Here is an 18401-nt window from a genome sequence, read left to right as displayed (position 1 = left end):
AATGTGGGAGGGGCCTGCCCCCTCCCACATGCTTATCCAATGCACGTCTGCAACCACCCTTTGAACGCCAGCATCGCCGAGGTTTCAGCCCGCGACTGCAAACGGGTCAGCCAATAACTGCCTGTCGTAATCCCCACGTCGAACGGCTGGCGAACCACATCGCTCTCCAACTGCCGCGAAAACATCAGTGCCGGCGCCAGCGCCACGCCGGTGCCTTGCAGGGCGGCTTCCATCATCGCCAGCGAGGAGTCGAACACGATGCTGCGCGGCACCCGCGTATCGCTGGGCAAACCGGCAGCCTGGAACCACAGGCTCCACTCATCGGCACGGTAGGAGCGCAGCAAGGTGTGCTTCAACACGTCTGCCGGGCTGTGCAGTTGCTCGGCAATCTGCGGCACGCACAGCACTGTCAACGGAGCCTCCAGCAACGGGCAGGCGTCGGTGCCGTGCCAGGCGCCGGCGCCAAAGCGGATCGCGTAATCCAGGCCCTCGGCGGCGACATCCACGCGGTTGTTGTGGGTGGACAGGCGCAAATCAATAAAGGGGTAGAGGCTGTGGAAATCCGCCAGACGTGGCAACAGCCAGCCCACCGCGAAGGTGCCGACCGCCCCTACCGTCAGCACCTCGCGGTAATGCCCGCCTTCGAACTGGCCCAACGTAAGGGCAATGCGATCAAAGGCTTCACGCAGCACCGGCAGCAGGGTTTCGCCTTCGCTGGTGAGCATCAGGCCCCGTGGCAGGCGCTTGAACAGCGTGACATTGAGTTGCGCTTCGAGGCTTTTGACCTGATGACTGACCGCCGCTTGGGTCACGCATAGCTCAATGGCCGCCCGGGTAAAGCTCAAATGGCGCGCCGAGGCTTCGAAGGCACGCAGGGCATTTAGCGGAAGATGAGAACGCAGCAAGGCTTGCCCCAAATTTTTCTAATGGCTGGTGCGAGATATCATCGTTTGCCCACGCCGTAAAATCCACCTAGATTTGCCTCGCCTGCGCAGGTTCTGATCGTCATTACTCATTTACATGGAAGCGAGTCACCATGAAGCGCAACTTACAAAAACTATTGATATCCGCATTATTGCTTGGGTCTGGCAGTTGCATCGCCGCCGCCGATATGCGCCAGGTGGTGGACAGCGCTATCAAGCCCCTGATGCAGCAGCAAGGTATACCTGGCCTGTCGGTGGCCGTCATCAACCAGGGCAAGGTGCAATACTTTAATTACGGCGTGGCCGCCAAGGACACACAGGCCCCGGTGAACGAAGACACGCTGTTCGAAATCGGCTCGGTGAGCAAAACCTTCACCGCCACCCTCGGCGGTTACGCCCAGGCCACTGGCAAGCTGAAGCTGTCGGACATGGCCAGCCAACACTTGCCCGCCCTGGCCGGCAGCGCGTTTGATCGCATCAGCCTGCTGCAGCTGGCGACCTATACCCCCGGCGGCCTACCGCTGCAGTTCCCGGATGCGGCCGACAGTGCAGCCACCATGCTCGGCTATTTCCAACACTGGAAACCCACTTACGCCCCGGGCGAACAACGCCTGTATTCCAACCCCAGCATCGGCCTGTTCGGCTACCTGGCGGCGCAAAGCCTGGGCCAGCCGTTCAACGTCGCCATGGAGAAAACCCTGCTGCCCAAACTGGGCCTGACCAACACTTACGTCAGCGTGCGCAGCGACAAAGCCGGCCAATATGCCCAAGGCTATGACAAGCAGCAAAAACCTGTACGCGTCAGCCCCGGTGCCCTGGACAGCGAAGCCTACGGCATCAAGACCAGCACCCAGGACCTGGCTCGCTACGTGATTGCGAACATGCACCCGCAGACCTTGGAGCAACCGCTGCAACAGGCCATCTTCGCCACCCACGCCGGCTACTACACAGTCAACGGCATGACCCAGGGCCTGGGCTGGGAACGCTACCCCTACCCCATCACTCTGCAAGCCCTGCTTGACGGCAACTCCACCGCCATGACGATGGAGCCGCACAAGGTCAACTGGCTGAAACCGGCCCAGGCGCAACCGGCCAACGTGCTGTACAACAAGACCGGCTCCACCGGTGGGTTTGGTGCGTATGTGGCGTATGTGCCGAGCAAGGATATGGGTGTGGTGATTCTGGCGAACCGGAACTACCCGAATGCCGAACGGGTGAAAGTCGCCCATGGGATCTTGAGCGCGATGGACCAATAACGCCGAAAAAATCAGCAATTAACAGTCTTTGACAGTTTACCGACAAAGCACTCAAAGATTGTTGGCCCCCACGGCCCTAGCATTCGAGCATCCAAACCACCATTCGGGTGCTCTTCATGTTTCGCACATTGCGCGGTATTCCGCTGTTGGGTTGCCTGCTAGGCAGTATCGGTTGCCACTCGCAACCGCCTGCCCCGCCGCCGATTCAAAAAGGCGATTACGGCGCAATCATCCGTTACCTGCAAACCCGCATTCCCCGGGAGATGGCCCGGGAAAATGTGGCGGGCTTGTCGATTGCCCTGGTCAATGGCCAGGAGTTGATCTGGGCCCGCGGCTTCGGCTTGGCCGACAAGGCCCAGGGTGTGCCGGTCACGCCCAACACAGCCTTTCGGGCCGGCGGCATTTCCAAGCTGATCACCGCCACAGCGGCGCTGCAACTGGTGGAGCAACAGCGCCTGGCGCTGGATGCGCCGATCCAGCACACCCTGCGCGAATTCTACGTACGCTCACGCTTTCATAGCGACCAGGCCGAAGCGGATCGTGCGATCACGTTGCGGCGTTTGCTCAGCCATCAATCCGGCTTACCCAGCGAACATCTGCGTGACCTGCGCAGCACTTACGCCATGGGGCAGATGCCGATGCGCGTATCGGGCGTGTGGCTGAGCAGCCTGCCGGGTTCCCAGGTGGCTTACTCCAACCTCGGCTATTCGCTGGTGGGTGCCGCCATTGAGCGCAGCAGCGGCAAGCCTTTCGAGGCCCAACTGCAAAGCAGCCTGTTCAAACCCCTGCAGATGAACCAGTCCAGTTTCGTCGGCACCGGCGCGCAATTGAGCTTCCGCGCCCTGGGCTATGAGAATGGCAACGCCAGCACCGACGCCCAGGTGCGTGACCTTGCTGCCGGCGGCTTGTGGGCCAGCCCCAAGGACCTCAGCCACTATGTGCAGATGCTGTTCGCCAAAGGTACCTACAAACGCAACCAGGTGCTGGACAGCGCGTCGATTGACGCAATGTTCACCCAGCAAAACACCGGTAACGCCTTGGATTTCGACTGCCAGATGGGCCTGGGCTGGTTCCTCGCGCCGTGCGGTGACGAGCCGGTCGGGCCTGGCGTGCGCACCTATCAGCACAGCGGTGGCGGTGATGATTTCGCCGCGCAACTGACCCTGCTGCCGGACCAGCAACTGGCCGTGATCATCATGGCCAACGACAGCAATGCCGAAGAAATGGTGGTGTCGCTGTCCACCGACAGCCTGCGCCTGATGCTCGAGGCGCAGACCGGCAAGGCCGTCTGCGCCGACGACTGCCAGGCGCCCAGCCACGGCCTCAAGCTGCGCCATGTACCAGCGGCGGTCGACCGCAAGCGTCTGTCGGGATTTTACGCGACCGCCTGGGGCGTGTTCCGCATCAAGGATGACCACGAACACCTGGCAGGCGAACTGGCCGGCTACACCTTTGAGTTGTTGCGCGACGAGCAAGGCTGGCTACGCGCCCAGAAAAAAGTCCTGGGCTTCTGGCTCAAGGACCTGGGCGACTTGGGCCGCGTACAGCTGGACGTGGTCACGGTACAAGGCCGGCAGATGCTGACTGCGCGTAGCCACGGCCAACGCATCGCCATTGGCGAGCGCATCGAAGCGCCGCCTTTGTCCACGACCTGGGCCGACACTATCGGCACCTACCAGGTACTCAACAGCCATGAACCCGACGCGCCATTGAGCGGTATCAGCGTGCGCCTGGAAGAAGGCTTCCTGGTGATACGCGGCCAGTTGCATGACGAGCCGCTGACCGACTACATCCTGCTGCCCGTCGACAATGCCCACGCGGTGCTGGCCGGCAGCGGCTACGGCCTGGGCGACACCGTCAGCCGCCAGGTCAACGGCCTGAGCGCTTCGGGCTACTCCTTCAAACGCACGCATTCACCCCACACACCTTTGAATTTCTAACCTGGAAGAACACCCTGATGCGCTCAAAAAACCTGTGCCTGTCATTGACCTCACTATGCCTGCTCGCCGCTGCCGACACTGCGCTCGCCGAAGACTGGGAATACAGCCTCAAGGCCGGCGTGGCCAACGCGCCCCGCTACAGTGGCAGCGACGAACGCATGACCGCGCCGCTGCTGGGCGGCCAAATCGTCAGCCCCTGGGGGTTTTTCCTCGACACCGACAAGGGCCTGGGCTGGGGCTACGAAGGCAACGCCTTGAGCTTTAGCGCCTATGTCGGCGCCAGCAGCTCACGCAAGGATAAAAACGAGAGCATGCATGCCGGCTCCAAACGCCTTAAAGGTATGGGCGAGATCAAATCACGCCCGCAAGTGGGCGTGAGCGCCGCCTACAACCTGGGTGGTGTGATCATCGGCGCTACCCTGGAGCATGCGCTCAAGGAGGATGATCACAAAGACACCGGCAAAGCCTACACCCACCTGGAGTTGAGCCTGGGCACCAACCTGTATGAAGGCCGCTTCGGCTCGGTCGATGCCAGCCTCAACAGCCACTTCGGTGACCGTGACTACCTGCAGACCTGGTACGGCGTGACCACCGGCCAGGCGGCGCGCAGCCGCTTCAAGGAATACAAGGCCGGCGCGGGTAATATCAGCAATGGCATGAACCTGGTGTGGAGCGTGCCGATCAGTGAGCACACCCAGTTCTCGACGCTGCTGGATGTGCAATACCTGGCGGATGAAGCGGGCAAGAGCCCGATTGTGGAGCGGCGGTTGCAGACGTCGGTGATCGGGGCGCTGGAATACACCTTCTGATTAATGTTGGTAAACCAATTGGAAAATGTGGGAGGGGGCTTGCTCCCTCCCACATTTAGCCTGCGCAGTATTCAAAAAGTGTTACTCGGCATACGCCCAGGTCATCCGAAACGACGCCCCGCCCCACTCCGAATCCAGCACTTCCACCTGCCCGCCATGCCACTGGCTCACGCGCTTGACCAACGCGAGGCCCAACCCAAACCCGCCTGTACGGCGATCGCGACTGGCGTCGAGGCGCAGGAAGGGTTCGAAGATCTTGGTGCGCCCCTCCAACGGCACGCCCGGCCCATCGTCATTGACCCGTACTTCGTAACCGCTGCCGAACTTGACCAGCGACACTTCTACGCGGCGGTCGGCATAACGAATGGCGTTGCGCAGCAGGTTGATCACCGCCCGCGCCATGAAGCGTGGCTCGATCTGGATAAAGTCGACTTCACAGGTGCGCAGTGACAACTGCACCCCTTCTGCCTCGGCTTCCAGGGCTACGCTGCCGATCACGCTGTCAAGCCAGCTATGGGCCTCGATATTCTCACGGGTGACCTGGGTGGCGCCGCGCTCCAGGCTGGCATAGGTCAACAGCTCGGAGACCATTTCCTCCAGCTCGCCGAGGTCGGCGTACATATCGCTGATCAGCTCGCGACACTGGCGTGGGTCGCTTTGCTGCCTGAGCTGGTCGAGTTCGAACGACAAGCGCGCAATCGGCGTGCGCAATTCATGGGACACAGCGTTGGTCAGTTCACGCTGGTTGGCGATCAGGCTTTCAATGCGCTCGGCCATTTGGTTGAAATGCCCGGCCAGTTCGCGCACGGTGGAACGACGCGGCAGCAGGATGCGCGAACCCAGATCGTTGTCACCGAAGCGTTGCGCCGCCAGGCGGATGTGCTCCAGGTCGCGCCAGTGCGGGCGCACCCAGAAATACAGGACGATGGCCAGGCCTGCGCCGAGTAAGCCATAGGCCCACAGGTACAGCCATCTGGGCTCTTCCGGCAGTCTGATTTCAAGCAATTGCGGGCCGTTGTCGATGGGGGCCAGGAACTTCATGAAGTCCTCGCGTACCACCACCTGGTCACTCGCCAGGAGTTTGCGTTCGCGCTCGTTCAGGTGCTGGGCGTCGCGCTGTACCAGTTTCAGGCGCAAGCCATAATGCGGTTGCAGTTCATCCAGACGAGCCTGGCGCGCCTCACCCTGCAGCGGTTGCAACTGTTGCACCAGGGCCCATGCCGGGCCGCGCAGGGCTTCACGGTTATAGGTCTCGTTGGACTCGGGCATGTACGCGTCCAGGCCGAAGTTGACTAGCCAGATGGACGCGGCCAGGCCGAGCGCAAGGATGACATAGAGGCGCAGATACAAGCGCAGCATCTAAACCTCCCACGCGAACGGATTGAACAGGTACCCCTTGCCCCAGATGGTCTTGATGCACACCGGCTCGCGAGGGTTGTCGTTGAGTTTGCCGCGCAACTTGCTGATGTAGACGTCGACGCTGCGGTTGAGCCCGTCGAAGGCAATGCCGCGCATGCGGTTGAGGATGTCGTCGCGGGAGAGGATCTTGCCCGAGCTGCTGGCCAGCAACCACAGCAATTCAAATTCCATGGTAGTGAGGTCGATCTTCTCGCCACCCAGGCTGACCACTCGGCAACTGCGATCGATCGACAAACGGCCAAACTCCAGCGCACCGCGCACGGTGGGCTCGGGCACTTGACGGCGCTGCAAGGCACGCAAGCGCGCCAGCAGCACCGGTGGCTTGATCGGCTTGATCACGTAGTCGTCAGCACCGGACTCAAGGCCGAGGATATGGTCCAGGTCGTCCTCCTTGGCGGTGAGGATCACGATGGGCGTATCCGACACATTGCGAATCTCGCGGCACACATGCAGCCCGCTCTGGCCCGGCAGCATCAGGTCGAGCACGACCATCTTCGGCTTGAAGTCCAGGAAGGCCGCCAAGGCTTTATCGCCCCGGTGCACCACCCGCACCTCGAAACCATGTTGCGACAGAAAATGCGCGATCAGCCCTGCCAGCTTTTCATCGTCCTCAACGAGCAGGACCTTGCCCAGACCCAGGTTTTCCATAAGTTCTCAGTGTGGATGCGCGGATTGAAGTGTGCGCATTATAGGTGGCAAGCTGGCCAACAGAAGCAGCTGGCCAGTACGCGCCGACGAAGCTTCATGCTTTTAAGAGTTTTTAACAAATTACCCGCAATCTTTAACGCCATTCACAGGGAGCTCTGCCCTGCTGCAAGCCGCTGGTGCGGTGGTCACCATCGGCATTCTGTTTTACCTGGCGCGCTCTTCAATGCCGCTGAAAGTCATGGGAGGGCTGTCGTATACGATGATTGCCGTCGGCGCGCTGATCACCGCCGTCAGCCCCGGCGTAGGGGCTTACGCCGTGGGCTTCCTGCTGGTGACCGGCTTCGACAAGATGTTCAACGTGTACCTGCGCAGCACCCGTCAACGGGTTATTCCAGTGCAGGATTTCGGCAAGACGGTGGGGGTGATTACCTTGCTCAACAACCTGGCCCAGCCATTGGCGGGCCTGACGATTGCCGTGCTGGCCGCGCCTCTGGGCATGCAAACGGTGATTCTGCTGCTGGCCGGTATCACCGCCTTGATCGGCGTGGCCGTGGCCTCAGGCTGGCACGCCACTGTGAAAGCGGAACTCGACGTCGGGTGATTCGATCAGTTCCTGTTCGGCTGCCCTAACCCGCTCGATGACCTGGGCGATATCCTTGGCATCACCGTACTGGTAGGCCAGCTTCAGGTAACCCTGGAAGTGCCGCGCCTCGCTTTTCAGCAAACCGAAGTAGAACTTGCCGAGTTCTTCGTCCAGATGGGGCGCCAGCGCTTCGAAACGCTCGCAACTGCGCGCCTCGATAAAAGCGCCGACCACCAGGGTATCCACCAGCTTGACCGGCTCATGGCTGCGCACCACCTTGCGCAAACCCGAGGCATAACGACCGGCGTGCAGTTGGCGCAGCTCGACCTTGCGTTTTTTTATCAGGCGCATGACTTGTTCGTGGTGCACCAGCTCTTCGCGGGCCAGGCGCGACATCATGCTGATCAGGTCAACGTGGCCGTGGTACTTGGCCATCAGGCTCAGGGCGGTGCTGGCGGCTTTGAATTCGCAGTTCTTGTGGTCGATCAGCAGGGTGTCCTGATCGGCCAGGGCGGCCTGGACCCAGGCGTCGGGGGTGCGGCAGCCGAGGAATTCGTGGATTTCGGGCAGGTTCATCGGGCTCACGGGCAAAGGATCACAAAAGGGCGCCGATTATACCGACCCCGCCGCAGACCACCAGCCACCGGCCTTGATGTGTATCAACATGACGTCTGGCAGGCAGCAACTATAGTTGTTGCACGCCCCTTCCTGGAGAACCCGATCATGCAAGCCATCCGCAGCATCCTGGTGGTCATCGAGCCCGAGCATTCGGAAAGCCTGGCCCTCAAGCGTGCCAAGCTGATTGCCGGAGTGACCGGCGCGCACCTGCACTTGCTGGTCTGCGACAAAAAGCACGAGCATTCCGCGCTGTTAAGCCTGCTCAAGTCCGGGCTGCAGGAAGACGGCTACAGCGTTACCACCGAACAGGCGTGGAACGACAGCCTGCATGAAACCATCATCGATGTGCAGCAGGCCGAGGGCTGCGGCCTGGTGATCAAGCAGCACTTCCCCGACAGCCCGCTGAAAAAGGCCCTTCTGACCCCGGCGGACTGGAAGCTGCTGCGCTATTGCCCGACGCCGGTGCTGCTGGTCAAGACCTCCACGCCATGGGCCGGCGGCGTGATTCTGGCGGCCATCGATGTGGGCAATACAGACAGCGAACACCGCTCGCTGCACAACTCGATCATCGACCACGGCTTTGATATCGCCAGCCTGGCCAAGGCGCAATTGCACGTGATCAGTGCCCACCCGTCGCCGATGCTGTCAGCGGCGGACCCGACCTTCCAGCTCAAGGAAACCATCGAGGCGCGCTATCGCGAGCAGTGCAAGGCATTCCAGGCCGAGTTCGACGTCGATGACGCACACCTGCATATCAAGGAAGGCCCGGCGGATGTGTTGATCCCGCATATTGCCCATCAGTTGCAGGCGGCGGTGACCATCATCGGCACCGTGGCGCGCACCGGGATTTCCGGGGCATTGATCGGCAATACCGCGGAGGTGGTGCTCGATGCGGTGGAAAGCGATGTGCTGGTGCTCAAGCCACAGACGTTGATGGATCACCTGCAAGAGCTTGCGACCAAGCCCTGAAGAACAGTGAAGGGCAAAATGTGGGAGGGGGCTTGCTCCCGATAGCAGCGTGTCAGTCAGCCCATCCTTCACTGACCCACCGCAATCGGGAGCAAGCCCCCTCCCACATTTGGATGCATGCTGTCAGGTGGATAGCGAATCTTTCAGGAAAGCCGGGGCGATATAGCGCTGGTAATGCGCTTCGGACAAGATGAAAAACTCACGATCAATGGCATCGCGCAGGTCCGGTAAGGGCCAGTCGCGAAACTCCGGCAACAGCACCATGCCATACGCCTCCAGATTATTGATCACCCGCGCCCCGCGCGCGATCAACTGGTAGGCCCAGCAATACTCGGACTGGTGCGGCACAAAGCGAATCTTGCGTTGCTCCAGCTGCCCGCGCAGGGTCTTGGGGTCGAAGACTTCCACTTTGCCGGCCATCACCTGTACCAGCAGTTGCTCAAGCCTGAGCCAGACGGCGCGTTTTTCTTCTTCGTTATAGCCATTCCACTGGATCACTTCGTGGTGGAAGCGCTTGCAGCCGCGGCACACGAGATCGCCGTAGACCGTGGAGCACAGGCCGACGCAGGGGGTCTTGATAGTTTGGTTGGGCATGGGCAACGACACGCAAATCAGCGAAACAGTGCGCCATGTTAGCCCTTTGTCTAAGGTTGATCACCCCGCAAACTTGGTTAGGTAACTTACCTTTAGTTTTTTTTTGCCGTAGAATCACCCGGCCTTGTAAGGCGCCAATAATCCGCTGGAAGCTGTTTTCAAAGCGTCACGAGCACAGTCGTTCCTTCAGAACGGTGTTGGCGCAGGTTCGACCCGGTAGGTCAGAGCCCGCGCCAACCCTCATCAGCTCCGTTCTGCAGGCGTAAAACTTTGAAAACAGCTTCTGTAAGGAATGCCGGCAGCGCTGGCTTTGCGGCTCAAAAAGCCCCCGAGCGCATGCGTGCCGTTCATTTCTGGATGAGCGTCCCGTGGGACCACTGATGAGGGTAATAACTGTGCTTGAAGCCTACCGCAAACATATCGAAGAGCGTGCCGCCCTGGGTATCGTTCCCCAGCCGCTTAACGCCGAACAAACCGCAGGCCTGGTCGAGCTGCTGAAAAATCCTCCGGCTGGCGAAGAAGAATTCCTCGTTGACCTGATCACCAACCGCATTCCACCAGGCGTTGACGAAGCTGCCTACGTCAAGGCCGGTTTCCTGTCTGCCCTGGCCAAGGGCGAAGCCACTTCCCCCCTGATCGACAAGAAACGCGCTGTTGAACTGCTCGGCACCATGCAAGGCGGCTACAACATCGTGACGTTGGTCGAGCTGCTGGACGACGCCACGTTGGCGCCCGTCGCGGCCGCCCAGCTCAAGCACACCCTGCTGATGTTCGATGCGTTCCACGACGTGGCTGAAAAAGCCCGCAACGGCAACGAGCACGCCAAAGGCGTGATCCAGTCCTGGGCTGACGGCGAGTGGTTCCGCAACCGCCCTACCCTGGCCGACAAGATCAGCCTGCGCGTGTTCAAGGTCACCGGCGAGACCAACACCGACGACCTGTCCCCTGCGCCTGATGCCTGGTCCCGTCCTGACATCCCGCTGCACGCCCTGGCCATGCTGAAAATGGCGCGCGAAGGCATCGTACCGGACGAGCAAGGCAAGACCGGCCCGATGAAGCAGATCGAAGAAATGCGCGGCCAAGGCTTCCCGATCGCCTACGTCGGTGACGTGGTCGGTACCGGTTCGTCGCGTAAGTCGGCCACCAACTCGGTACTGTGGTTCTTCGGCGACGACGTGCCTTACGTGCCGAACAAGCGTGCCGGCGGTTTCTGCTTCGGCAGCAAGATCGCCCCGATCTTCTACAACACCATGGAAGATGCTGGCGCACTGCCTATCGAATTCGACGTCACCAACATGAACATGGGCGACGTGATCGACCTGTACCCTCATGCTGGCAAAGTCTGCAAACACGGCACTGATGAAGTCCTGACCACCTTCGAAATGAAGACCCCGGTACTGCTGGACGAAGTTCGCGCCGGCGGCCGTATCCCGCTGATCATCGGTCGCGGCCTGACCGACAAGGCCCGCGCAGAACTGGGCCTGGGCCCTACCGACCTGTTCAAGCTGCCTGAAGCACCTGTCGACACCGGCAAAGGCTTCACCCTGGCACAGAAAATGGTCGGCAAGGCATGCGGCCTGCCGGAAGGCAAAGGCGTTCGCCCAGGTACTTACTGCGAACCGAAGATGACCACCGTCGGCTCCCAGGACACCACCGGTCCAATGACCCGTGATGAACTCAAAGACCTGGCGTGCCTGGGCTTCTCGACCGACCTGGTGATGCAGTCCTTCTGCCACACCGCGGCTTATCCAAAGCCGATCGACGTGACCACCCACCACACCCTGCCTGACTTCATCATGACCCGTGGCGGTGTATCGCTGCGTCCAGGCGACGGCATCATCCACAGCTGGCTGAACCGCATGCTGCTGCCGGATACCGTCGGTACCGGTGGTGACTCCCACACCCGTTTCCCGATGGGCATCTCGTTCCCGGCCGGTTCTGGCCTGGTCGCGTTCGCCGCAGCCACTGGCGTGATGCCACTGGACATGCCGGAATCGATCCTGGTGCGCTTCAAAGGCAAGATGAAACCTGGCATCACCCTGCGTGACCTGGTTCATGCCATTCCTTACTACGCGATCCAGGCTGGCCTGCTGACCGTAGAGAAGAAAGGCAAGAAGAACGCCTTCTCCGGCCGCATCCTGGAAATCGAAGGCCTGAACGACCTGACGCTGGAACAGGCTTTCGAACTCTCCGACGCCTCGGCTGAACGTTCGGCTGCCGGTTGCACCATCAAGCTGTCCAAGGACTCCGTCACCGAGTACCTGAACTCCAACATCACCCTGCTGCGCTGGATGATCGGCGAAGGCTACGGCGATGCACGCACCCTGGAACGTCGTGCCCAAGCGATGGAAGCCTGGGTAGCCAACCCGGAACTGATGGAAGCCGATGCCGACGCCGAATACGCCGAAATCATCGAGATCGACCTGGCCGAGATCAACGAGCCGATCCTCTGCGCACCCAACGACCCGGATGACGCACGCCTGCTGTCCAGCGTTGCTGGCGAGAAGATCGACGAAGTGTTCATCGGTTCGTGCATGACCAACATCGGCCACTTCCGCGCTGCCGGCAAGTTGCTGGAACAGGTCAAGGGCCAGCTGCCAACCCGTCTGTGGCTGTCGCCGCCGACCAAGATGGACGCTCACCAACTGACCGAAGAAGGCTACTACGGTATCTACGGCAAGGCTGGCGCGCGCATGGAAATGCCGGGTTGCTCGCTGTGCATGGGTAACCAGGCACGTGTAGAGCCGAATTCGACCGTGGTGTCGACGTCGACCCGTAACTTCCCGAACCGCCTGGGTGATGGTGCGAACGTCTACCTGGCGTCGGCTGAGCTGGCGGCCGTGGCCTCTACCCTGGGTCGCCTGCCGACTGTCGAAGAGTACATGGGCTACGCAGCGAAACTGGACACCATGGCCAGTGACGTCTACCGCTACCTGAACTTCGACCAGATCGCTGAGTTCCGCAAGATCGCAGCAAGCGCCAACATCCCGGTGATTCAAGCTTAACGGTAGGTTGATGTAGCTATACCTGGTAAATCAGCGCCGCGTATCGCAAGGTACGCGGCGTTTTTTTATGCCCGCAATACGGTATCAGCAACACCACAAAACAAATATGGGAGGGGGCTTGCTCCCGATGGCGGTGCATCAGTCACCCATCAATCGACTGAACCTGCGCTATCGGGGGCAAGCCCCCTCCCACATTTGGATCTGGTCAGCCCTTGAGGGCTGTGTCAAACCTTAGGCAATCAGCGAATACACCAACGCCGTAATCGCCACCAAACCTACCGCCGTAACGAACACGTTAGACGCCTGCCCACGGTACTTGGCCATCGCCGGCACCTTGCGGATCGCGTACATCGGCATCAGGAACAGGATCGATGCAATGATCGGCCCACCCAGCGTCTCGATCATCCCAAGAATGCTTGGGTTCAGCGTGGCGACGATCCAGCACACCACCAGCATGAATGCGGCGGTCATGCGGTCCAGGGTCTTCGGTGCCGGACGGCGACCGGTCTTGATCACCAAGCCCTTGAGGCCCTCGCTGGCACCGATGTAGTGGCCCAGGAACGACTTGGCAATCGCCACGAACGCAATCAACGGCGCAGCGAAAGCGATGGTCGGGTTGTCGAAGTGGTTGGCCAGGTACGACAGGATCGACAGGTTCTGCGCTTTCGCCTCGGCCAACTGCGCTGGCGACAGGGTGAGCACGCAACTGAACACGAAGAACAGCACCATCGCCACCATCAACAGGTGCGCCCGGGACAGGATCTGCGAACTGCGCTCCTCGGCGTGTACGCCGTACTGGCGCTTCTGGTCAACCGCAAAGGTCGAAATGATCGGCGAATGGTTGAACGAGAACACCATCACCGGAATCGCCAGCCACAGTGTATTGAGCAACGCCGACGGTGCCGGCACCTCACTGGCAGTACTCAGAATGCCGCCATTCCAATGCGGCACCAGGTACACCGCAAGGAACAGCAAGGCGACGATAAACGGATACACCATCAAGCTCATGGCCTTGACGATCACTTGCTCACCGCAACGCACCACGGCCAACAGGCCGAGGATCAGCACAAACGCCAGGATCGCCCGCGGCGGCGGCATGATGTGCAACTGGTGCTCCATGAAGCTGCTGACGGTATTGGTCAGGGCCACGCTGTAGATCAGCAGGATCGGGAAGATCGCGAAGAAGTACAGCAAGGTGATCAGCGCACCGGCCTTGATACCGAAATGCTCTTCAACCACATCGGTGATGTCGGAACCTTCACGGCCGGACAGTACGAAACGGGTCAGCCCTCGGTGGGCAAAGAACGTCATCGGGAACGCAAGCAGCGCGAGGATCACCAGTGGCCAGAAGCCTCCCAGGCCCGCGTTGATCGGCAAGAACAAAGTACCGGCGCCGATGGCGGTACCGAACAGCCCGAGCATCCAGGTGGTGTCCTGGCGGCTCCAGCTTGTGAGGGTTGCAGGTGTCGTTGCATAGCGTTCGTCGACGCTATTGGCCTGATCATTCATCCGGTCGGATCTCCGCATTCACACGGCCAGGACGAGTCAGAAACCCCTGACAGGCAGCGCCCTGGCCATAACAAGGGCCGGATTGTCCGGGATTCTCTTGAATAAGCAAAGACTTAGCTGAGGAATGGTTATGCGGTGCGGCCGTTCAAGGACGGCCGTCGGTGAAGGATTTGGACTGCCGTAGAGTCGTACGGACAATACGTCCTCTCATGTAACAAACAAAATACACAAGAAGAGTCCGACAAAAACTTCAGAGATCACTCGCATAAAAATTATATTTTTATCCATACAACACCTGAACTGTTACAGAACCATTCATAGCTATTGAGCAGCCACAAACCCCCAAACTAATATCGTCCCCGCACTGGAAACAATACTTAATAAAGACTTCAGGAGCTTGACAATGCGAAGATTCAACATTGCTTTTATCAGCCTGATTTTTGCGGGATCATTAGTCTCTTCCTTAAGTTACGCGACATCAGCGGAGCCCGAGGCGGATATTCGTGCGCTGGCCTCCTCACCTCAATGGTTGACTACCAAGGTCTATATAGAGGGTGAACCAGAAAAAGACGTCAAGGCTAACTATCCAGGTGTAGTCGGAATATCGATGTGGGACCCGCAGCGCAATCGTTATGAGTTCTTCTACACGGATACCGGGCGCTCGAAACACCCCGATGGGGGTGGGGGTTATTTCCTGGTCACTGGCGATAAGCAGACCCACATCCTGGTGCCTGACCTCGGCCCCAATCGTACAATCGTCAGGCGACTGGAAAAACTGGATAACACCGAGTTTACCTACTCCCGGGAAGTTCGTCGCGACATGGTCGCCACCAACCCTTCCGTTCGAATTTATGTAGTGCACGCGCCTTACACCGGCCCGATAAAGACTAAAATGTCGAACTGATCAAACCACACTTACTTATTGACAAATCTGCCCATCGCTTACTGCGTTGACTCACGTCTTTATATCCAGCCATAAAAACCAATAACAAACGAGGCACCTTGATATGAATATACCCACGCCATTCAAATCTCTGTTAATACCTGCACTGCTGGCGGCCGTACTGCTACCCAGCTCAGCCATGGCGCAGGCAAGTGCAGCCTCTCCTGCAAAAAGTATCGCCGTCACACCTGACAATGCAGTCATGTTGACCGTCTTTCTTAAACACGATCAATCACGACCGCTAGGCGAGTTGAAAGCCCAACTTGCCAAACAGGAATTTCACAAGGTATTTCCGCCTGCCGGCGTAGAAGTCGTCAGTTGGAATATAACCATGGGCATAGGGCAGGTCGTCGTCCTGCGCTTGCCGGCGTCGCGCCTGGCTGAGGTCAACCTTGCGATTGAAAACACTGCCTGGGGCGCGTACCAGACCGAATTTTTTCCTACGTACGACTTCATGCCGATCGCTCAAAGAGAGCAAGCCCAGGCACGGAATACGGGCACAGCCCAATAGATTGGGGGAAACAAATCGGACACGCCCGTTGACAGCCGCGCGCCCGCCCCAGCATGATCGGGGCATGAACCTTATTCAGTTGAACCTCACCCACACCACCACCACGACCGCCAATGGCGGGTCGTGCGGTGACCGTGGGTGCTTCATCTAGACACCCTCCGGAAATACCCCAAGGCCCCGCCAGCGATGGACGGGGCCTTTTTTGTTGCTCCGCCATCCGGCACTCTCAAGGAGTAACACCATGGCTACCGCCCTACTGATCATTGATATGCAAACCGGCCTGTACGACGGGCCGCAAAAGCCCTTCGAGCGCGAACGTGTGCTGGACACCGTCAACCAATTGATCCAACGCGCCCGCTCGGCTAGCGCGCCAATCTTTTTCGCTCGCCATACCGGCCCCACCGGCTCGCCCATTGAAGCAGGTAGCCCACTGTGGCAGCTGTGGCGAGGCCTGAACGTCGACGAGTCCCACGACCACCTGTTTAATAAAACCCGCCCAAGCTGTTTCCTGGGCACCGATCTGGCGCAGCAATTAGCGGCGGCGCAAATCGAGGAGTTGGTCATCGTGGGCATGAAAACTCAGTTCTGCGTCGATACCACCTGTCGTGTGGCGGTGGAACTGGGGTTCTCGGTGGTGTTACCGGAGGACGGCCATACGTGCATGGATACGCCGGCGCTGTCGGCCAAGGCGATCATCGAGCATCACAATGCAACGTTGGCCGGGGCATTTACAAAGCAGGTCAAAGCGAGGGATATCTGGAGCTGACGCTTCCAATCAAGAAGCCGAGTTCCCCTGGCTTGCATTGCGCAGCTCGCCCTTTATGGTGCTCTGCGCAATATCCAGTTTTTCCATCAGTTCAGTCGTCTCGTGGGCAGTCAGCGCTATGAGCGGGTGGTCCCAGTCATAGTTCTTGATGACATTTATCCGGAATCCACCCGTTGTATCAAATTCGGGATACCAACCAACGTCCAGCAGCAATCCTGCGGCGAACTCGACCTGGAGCATATCTTCCTTTAACAGATCGACCTGCTTCGCCACTGCAACATCCTGCAAGAGCGACAAATCGTCATGGGTGACTGTTCCACCAATAAAATTGAGCGAAATCAATTTGTTAACCTCCTGAATTCCTGTTCAGAAATTGGGTGACCATGAATGGCGCCAGCGCTTAGTTCGATCCGAACCCAGCGGCTGAGTTTGCCATGGCTCGCGCCTATGCAGTGGGAGAATTCCATGACTCTCCAAGGCTTTCCATTCGTAGTGGGTACTCCGTTTTTATAAGCCTCCCTTTCAAGCTTTTCAATAGCGATGCCCGGCCTGTACTTGGCGGGGCCGACAAGCGTACTGGCGATAACCGCTCTCCAGGGAACCAGCGTTGAGGGGCTGTGTTTGTAACCATACGGCGTCCATTCGATCTCTTCGGGTGTGGCAGGAACAAGCATCCATGTCGTCTCTGCTGATGGGAAAGTCATTAAAGTCTTGCGCAAAAAAGCGGCTACGGATGGACGGTCTCCAAATTCAGATTGGTCTGACGAAAGAAGAAATTTTTCCATCCCAATAAAACGTTCCGCCTTACAAATCCCGCATACTCATGCTCTCAAACCCTTCAGGAAGAGCCTTGCGATGCCCATCACTGTTCTGGTCCTGGTTGAAACCATCAATGAATACCTGCAAATCATCGAGAGCAATGATTTTCATGTGATCCTGGCGCCGACTCCTGCTGAACGGGCCCAGGCGATCAAGACCCAAGGCGGGCAGATCAAGGCCGTAGTGACCCGTGGCCCGCTGGGGCTGTACGCCGAGGAAATCGCCGCGTTGCCCTTGCTGGAAATCATCTGCGTGATCGGAGCGGGCTACGAACACGTGGACCTGCAGGCCGCGAGCAATCGCGGGATCGTGGTGACCAACGGCGCCGGGGTGAACGCGCCTTCGGTGGCCGATCACGCCATGGCCTTGCTGCTCTCGCTGGTGCGCGGCATTCCCCAGACGGATGCCGCCGTGCGGCGCAGCGAATGGCCCAAGGTCATGCGCCCTTCCCTGGCGGGCAAGCAACTGGGAATTCTCGGGCTTGGTGCCGTAGGTATGGAGATCGCCAAGCGCGCCGCCCTCGGTTTCGGCATGGAGGTGAGTTATCACAACCGCCAACCCCGCGATGACGTGGATTACACCTATTGTGCGACGGCCGTGGAGCTAGCCCGAAACTCGGACTTCCTGATCCTGGCGACTCCCGGCGGAGCAAGCACCCGTCACTTGATCGACCGCCATGCCCTCGACGCTTTGGGGCCACACGGCTATCTGGTGAACATCGGCCGCGGCAGCGTGGTGGTGACCGCTGATCTAGTGGCCGCACTGGAACAACGGCGTATCGGCGGCGCCGCGCTGGATGTGTTCGACGACGAGCCCAAGGTACCGGACGCCCTCAAGCGCCTGAACAATACAGTGCTCACCTCCCATGTCGCAGGCCTGTCACCGGAAGCCGCCCACGACACCGTGCAGCGTGTCGCTGACAACCTGGTGGAATACTTTGCCGGCCGCCCGGCGCTCACGCCGGTCACGTTGCCAGCGCCTGCAAAGTGACCAATCAGGCACGCTGATCACCCTTCAACACGCTAACCTATTAAGCCGCCCCGACCTTGTCGTTGGGCGGCTGGGCGCATTAGATTAGGAAATAGTCCA

At 59.5% G+C, this 18401-nt stretch carries 17 protein-coding genes and 1 pseudogene; 10 read left to right on the top strand and 8 right to left on the bottom strand.

Translation table 11 applies throughout. The features are described 5' to 3' along the window. Positions 1 to 32: 32 nt before the first annotated feature. The gene (locus tag FRT59_RS17595) at positions 33 to 905 is read right to left on the bottom strand and encodes a LysR family transcriptional regulator (protein ID WP_153839588.1); all 873 of its coding nucleotides are present in this window, start codon (positions 903 to 905) and stop codon (positions 33 to 35) included. A gap of 131 nt (positions 906 to 1036) precedes the next feature. On the opposite strand from FRT59_RS17595, the gene ampC reads away from it, so the two are divergent. The 3 genes from ampC (at position 1037) to FRT59_RS17580 (ending at position 4928) form a co-directional block, all read left to right on the top strand. Continuing rightward, positions 1037 to 2179 carry a class C beta-lactamase gene (gene ampC / locus FRT59_RS17590; RefSeq protein WP_153871843.1) on the top strand — a complete coding sequence of 381 codons (1143 nt, stop codon included), beginning with the start codon at positions 1037 to 1039 and terminating at the stop codon, positions 2177 to 2179. Between the two features lie 116 nt (positions 2180 to 2295). After that, on the top strand, positions 2296 to 4119 hold the full coding sequence (locus FRT59_RS17585) for a serine hydrolase domain-containing protein (RefSeq protein WP_153871842.1): 1824 nt from the start codon (positions 2296 to 2298) through the stop codon (positions 4117 to 4119). A gap of 17 nt (positions 4120 to 4136) precedes the next feature. Then, complete coding sequence (locus FRT59_RS17580; RefSeq protein ID WP_153871841.1) at positions 4137 to 4928, top strand: MipA/OmpV family protein; 792 nt, start codon at positions 4137 to 4139, stop codon at positions 4926 to 4928. An 81-nt stretch (positions 4929 to 5009) separates the two neighbouring features. Here FRT59_RS17580 and FRT59_RS17575 read toward each other — a convergent pair whose 3' ends face one another. Beyond that, entirely contained in the window at positions 5010 to 6287 is a 1278-nt protein-coding gene (locus tag FRT59_RS17575; protein ID WP_153871840.1) for an ATP-binding protein, read from the bottom strand. Continuing rightward, the gene (locus tag FRT59_RS17570; protein ID WP_034119865.1) at positions 6288 to 6995 is read right to left on the bottom strand and encodes a winged helix-turn-helix domain-containing protein; all 708 of its coding nucleotides are present in this window, start codon (positions 6993 to 6995) and stop codon (positions 6288 to 6290) included. It abuts the gene before it with no gap. Positions 6996 to 7152: 157 nt separating this feature from the next. Here FRT59_RS17570 and FRT59_RS17565 point away from each other — a divergent pair. Then, positions 7153 to 7596, top strand: a pseudogene (locus FRT59_RS17565) (MFS transporter); the annotation flags it as partial. Here FRT59_RS17565 and FRT59_RS17560 read toward each other — a convergent pair. Beyond that, positions 7552 to 8154 carry a MiaE family protein gene (locus tag FRT59_RS17560; RefSeq protein ID WP_153871839.1) on the bottom strand — a complete coding sequence of 201 codons (603 nt, stop codon included), beginning with the start codon at positions 8152 to 8154 and terminating at the stop codon, positions 7552 to 7554. The pseudogene FRT59_RS17565 and the gene FRT59_RS17560 overlap by 45 nt on opposite strands. 147 nt (positions 8155 to 8301) lie before the next feature. Between FRT59_RS17560 and FRT59_RS17555 the strand changes: the two genes are divergently transcribed. Further along, positions 8302 to 9165 carry a universal stress protein gene (locus FRT59_RS17555; RefSeq protein ID WP_153871838.1) on the top strand — a complete coding sequence of 288 codons (864 nt, stop codon included), beginning with the start codon at positions 8302 to 8304 and terminating at the stop codon, positions 9163 to 9165. A gap of 123 nt (positions 9166 to 9288) precedes the next feature. On the opposite strand, the gene FRT59_RS17550 is transcribed toward FRT59_RS17555, so the two are convergent. Beyond that, entirely contained in the window at positions 9289 to 9759 is a 471-nt protein-coding gene (locus FRT59_RS17550) for a DUF1289 domain-containing protein (protein WP_034119869.1), read from the bottom strand. Positions 9760 to 10154: 395 nt separating this feature from the next. Between FRT59_RS17550 and acnB the strand changes: the two genes are divergently transcribed. Continuing rightward, positions 10155 to 12764, top strand: a complete 2610-nt coding sequence (gene acnB, locus FRT59_RS17545; protein ID WP_034119870.1) for a bifunctional aconitate hydratase 2/2-methylisocitrate dehydratase — start codon at positions 10155 to 10157, stop codon at positions 12762 to 12764. A 231-nt stretch (positions 12765 to 12995) separates the two neighbouring features. On the opposite strand, the gene FRT59_RS17540 is transcribed toward acnB, so the two are convergent. Beyond that, positions 12996 to 14273: an HAAAP family serine/threonine permease gene (locus FRT59_RS17540; protein ID WP_153871836.1), complete on the bottom strand. Its 1278-nt coding sequence runs from the start codon at positions 14271 to 14273 to the stop codon at positions 12996 to 12998. Positions 14274 to 14676: 403 nt separating this feature from the next. Between FRT59_RS17540 and FRT59_RS17535 the strand changes: the two genes are divergently transcribed. The 3 genes from FRT59_RS17535 to FRT59_RS17525 all read left to right on the top strand — a co-directional run bounded on the left by FRT59_RS17535 (position 14677) and on the right by FRT59_RS17525 (position 16493). After that, positions 14677 to 15177, top strand: a complete 501-nt coding sequence (locus FRT59_RS17535; RefSeq protein WP_153871835.1) for a DUF4822 domain-containing protein — start codon at positions 14677 to 14679, stop codon at positions 15175 to 15177. A 103-nt stretch (positions 15178 to 15280) separates the two neighbouring features. Then, positions 15281 to 15727 (top strand): hypothetical protein, encoded by a 447-nt coding sequence (locus FRT59_RS17530; protein WP_153839581.1) that lies wholly within the window; start codon positions 15281 to 15283, stop codon positions 15725 to 15727. Between the two features lie 241 nt (positions 15728 to 15968). After that, positions 15969 to 16493, top strand: a complete 525-nt coding sequence (locus FRT59_RS17525) for a cysteine hydrolase family protein (protein WP_153871834.1) — start codon at positions 15969 to 15971, stop codon at positions 16491 to 16493. Positions 16494 to 16502: 9 nt separating this feature from the next. Here FRT59_RS17525 and FRT59_RS17520 read toward each other — a convergent pair whose 3' ends face one another. After that, positions 16503 to 16835 (bottom strand): hypothetical protein, encoded by a 333-nt coding sequence (locus FRT59_RS17520; protein WP_153871833.1) that lies wholly within the window; start codon positions 16833 to 16835, stop codon positions 16503 to 16505. Then, a complete protein-coding gene (locus FRT59_RS17515) occupies positions 16832 to 17278 on the bottom strand; it encodes a hypothetical protein (RefSeq protein WP_153871832.1) in 447 nt (148 codons plus the stop codon). The genes FRT59_RS17520 and FRT59_RS17515 overlap by 4 nt, the downstream gene beginning before the upstream one ends. A 70-nt stretch (positions 17279 to 17348) precedes the next feature. Here FRT59_RS17515 and FRT59_RS17510 point away from each other — a divergent pair, with 70 nt between their 5' ends. Continuing rightward, a complete protein-coding gene (locus FRT59_RS17510) occupies positions 17349 to 18302 on the top strand; it encodes a 2-hydroxyacid dehydrogenase (protein ID WP_034119874.1) in 954 nt (317 codons plus the stop codon). The last annotated feature ends 99 nt before the right edge of the window (positions 18303 to 18401 follow it).

The organism is Pseudomonas haemolytica (assembly GCF_009659625.1).
Taxonomy (GTDB): domain Bacteria; phylum Pseudomonadota; class Gammaproteobacteria; order Pseudomonadales; family Pseudomonadaceae; genus Aquipseudomonas; species Aquipseudomonas haemolytica.
The sequence above is the reverse complement of the archived record's forward strand: the minus strand, read 5'-3'. Positions and strand labels throughout refer to the sequence as shown.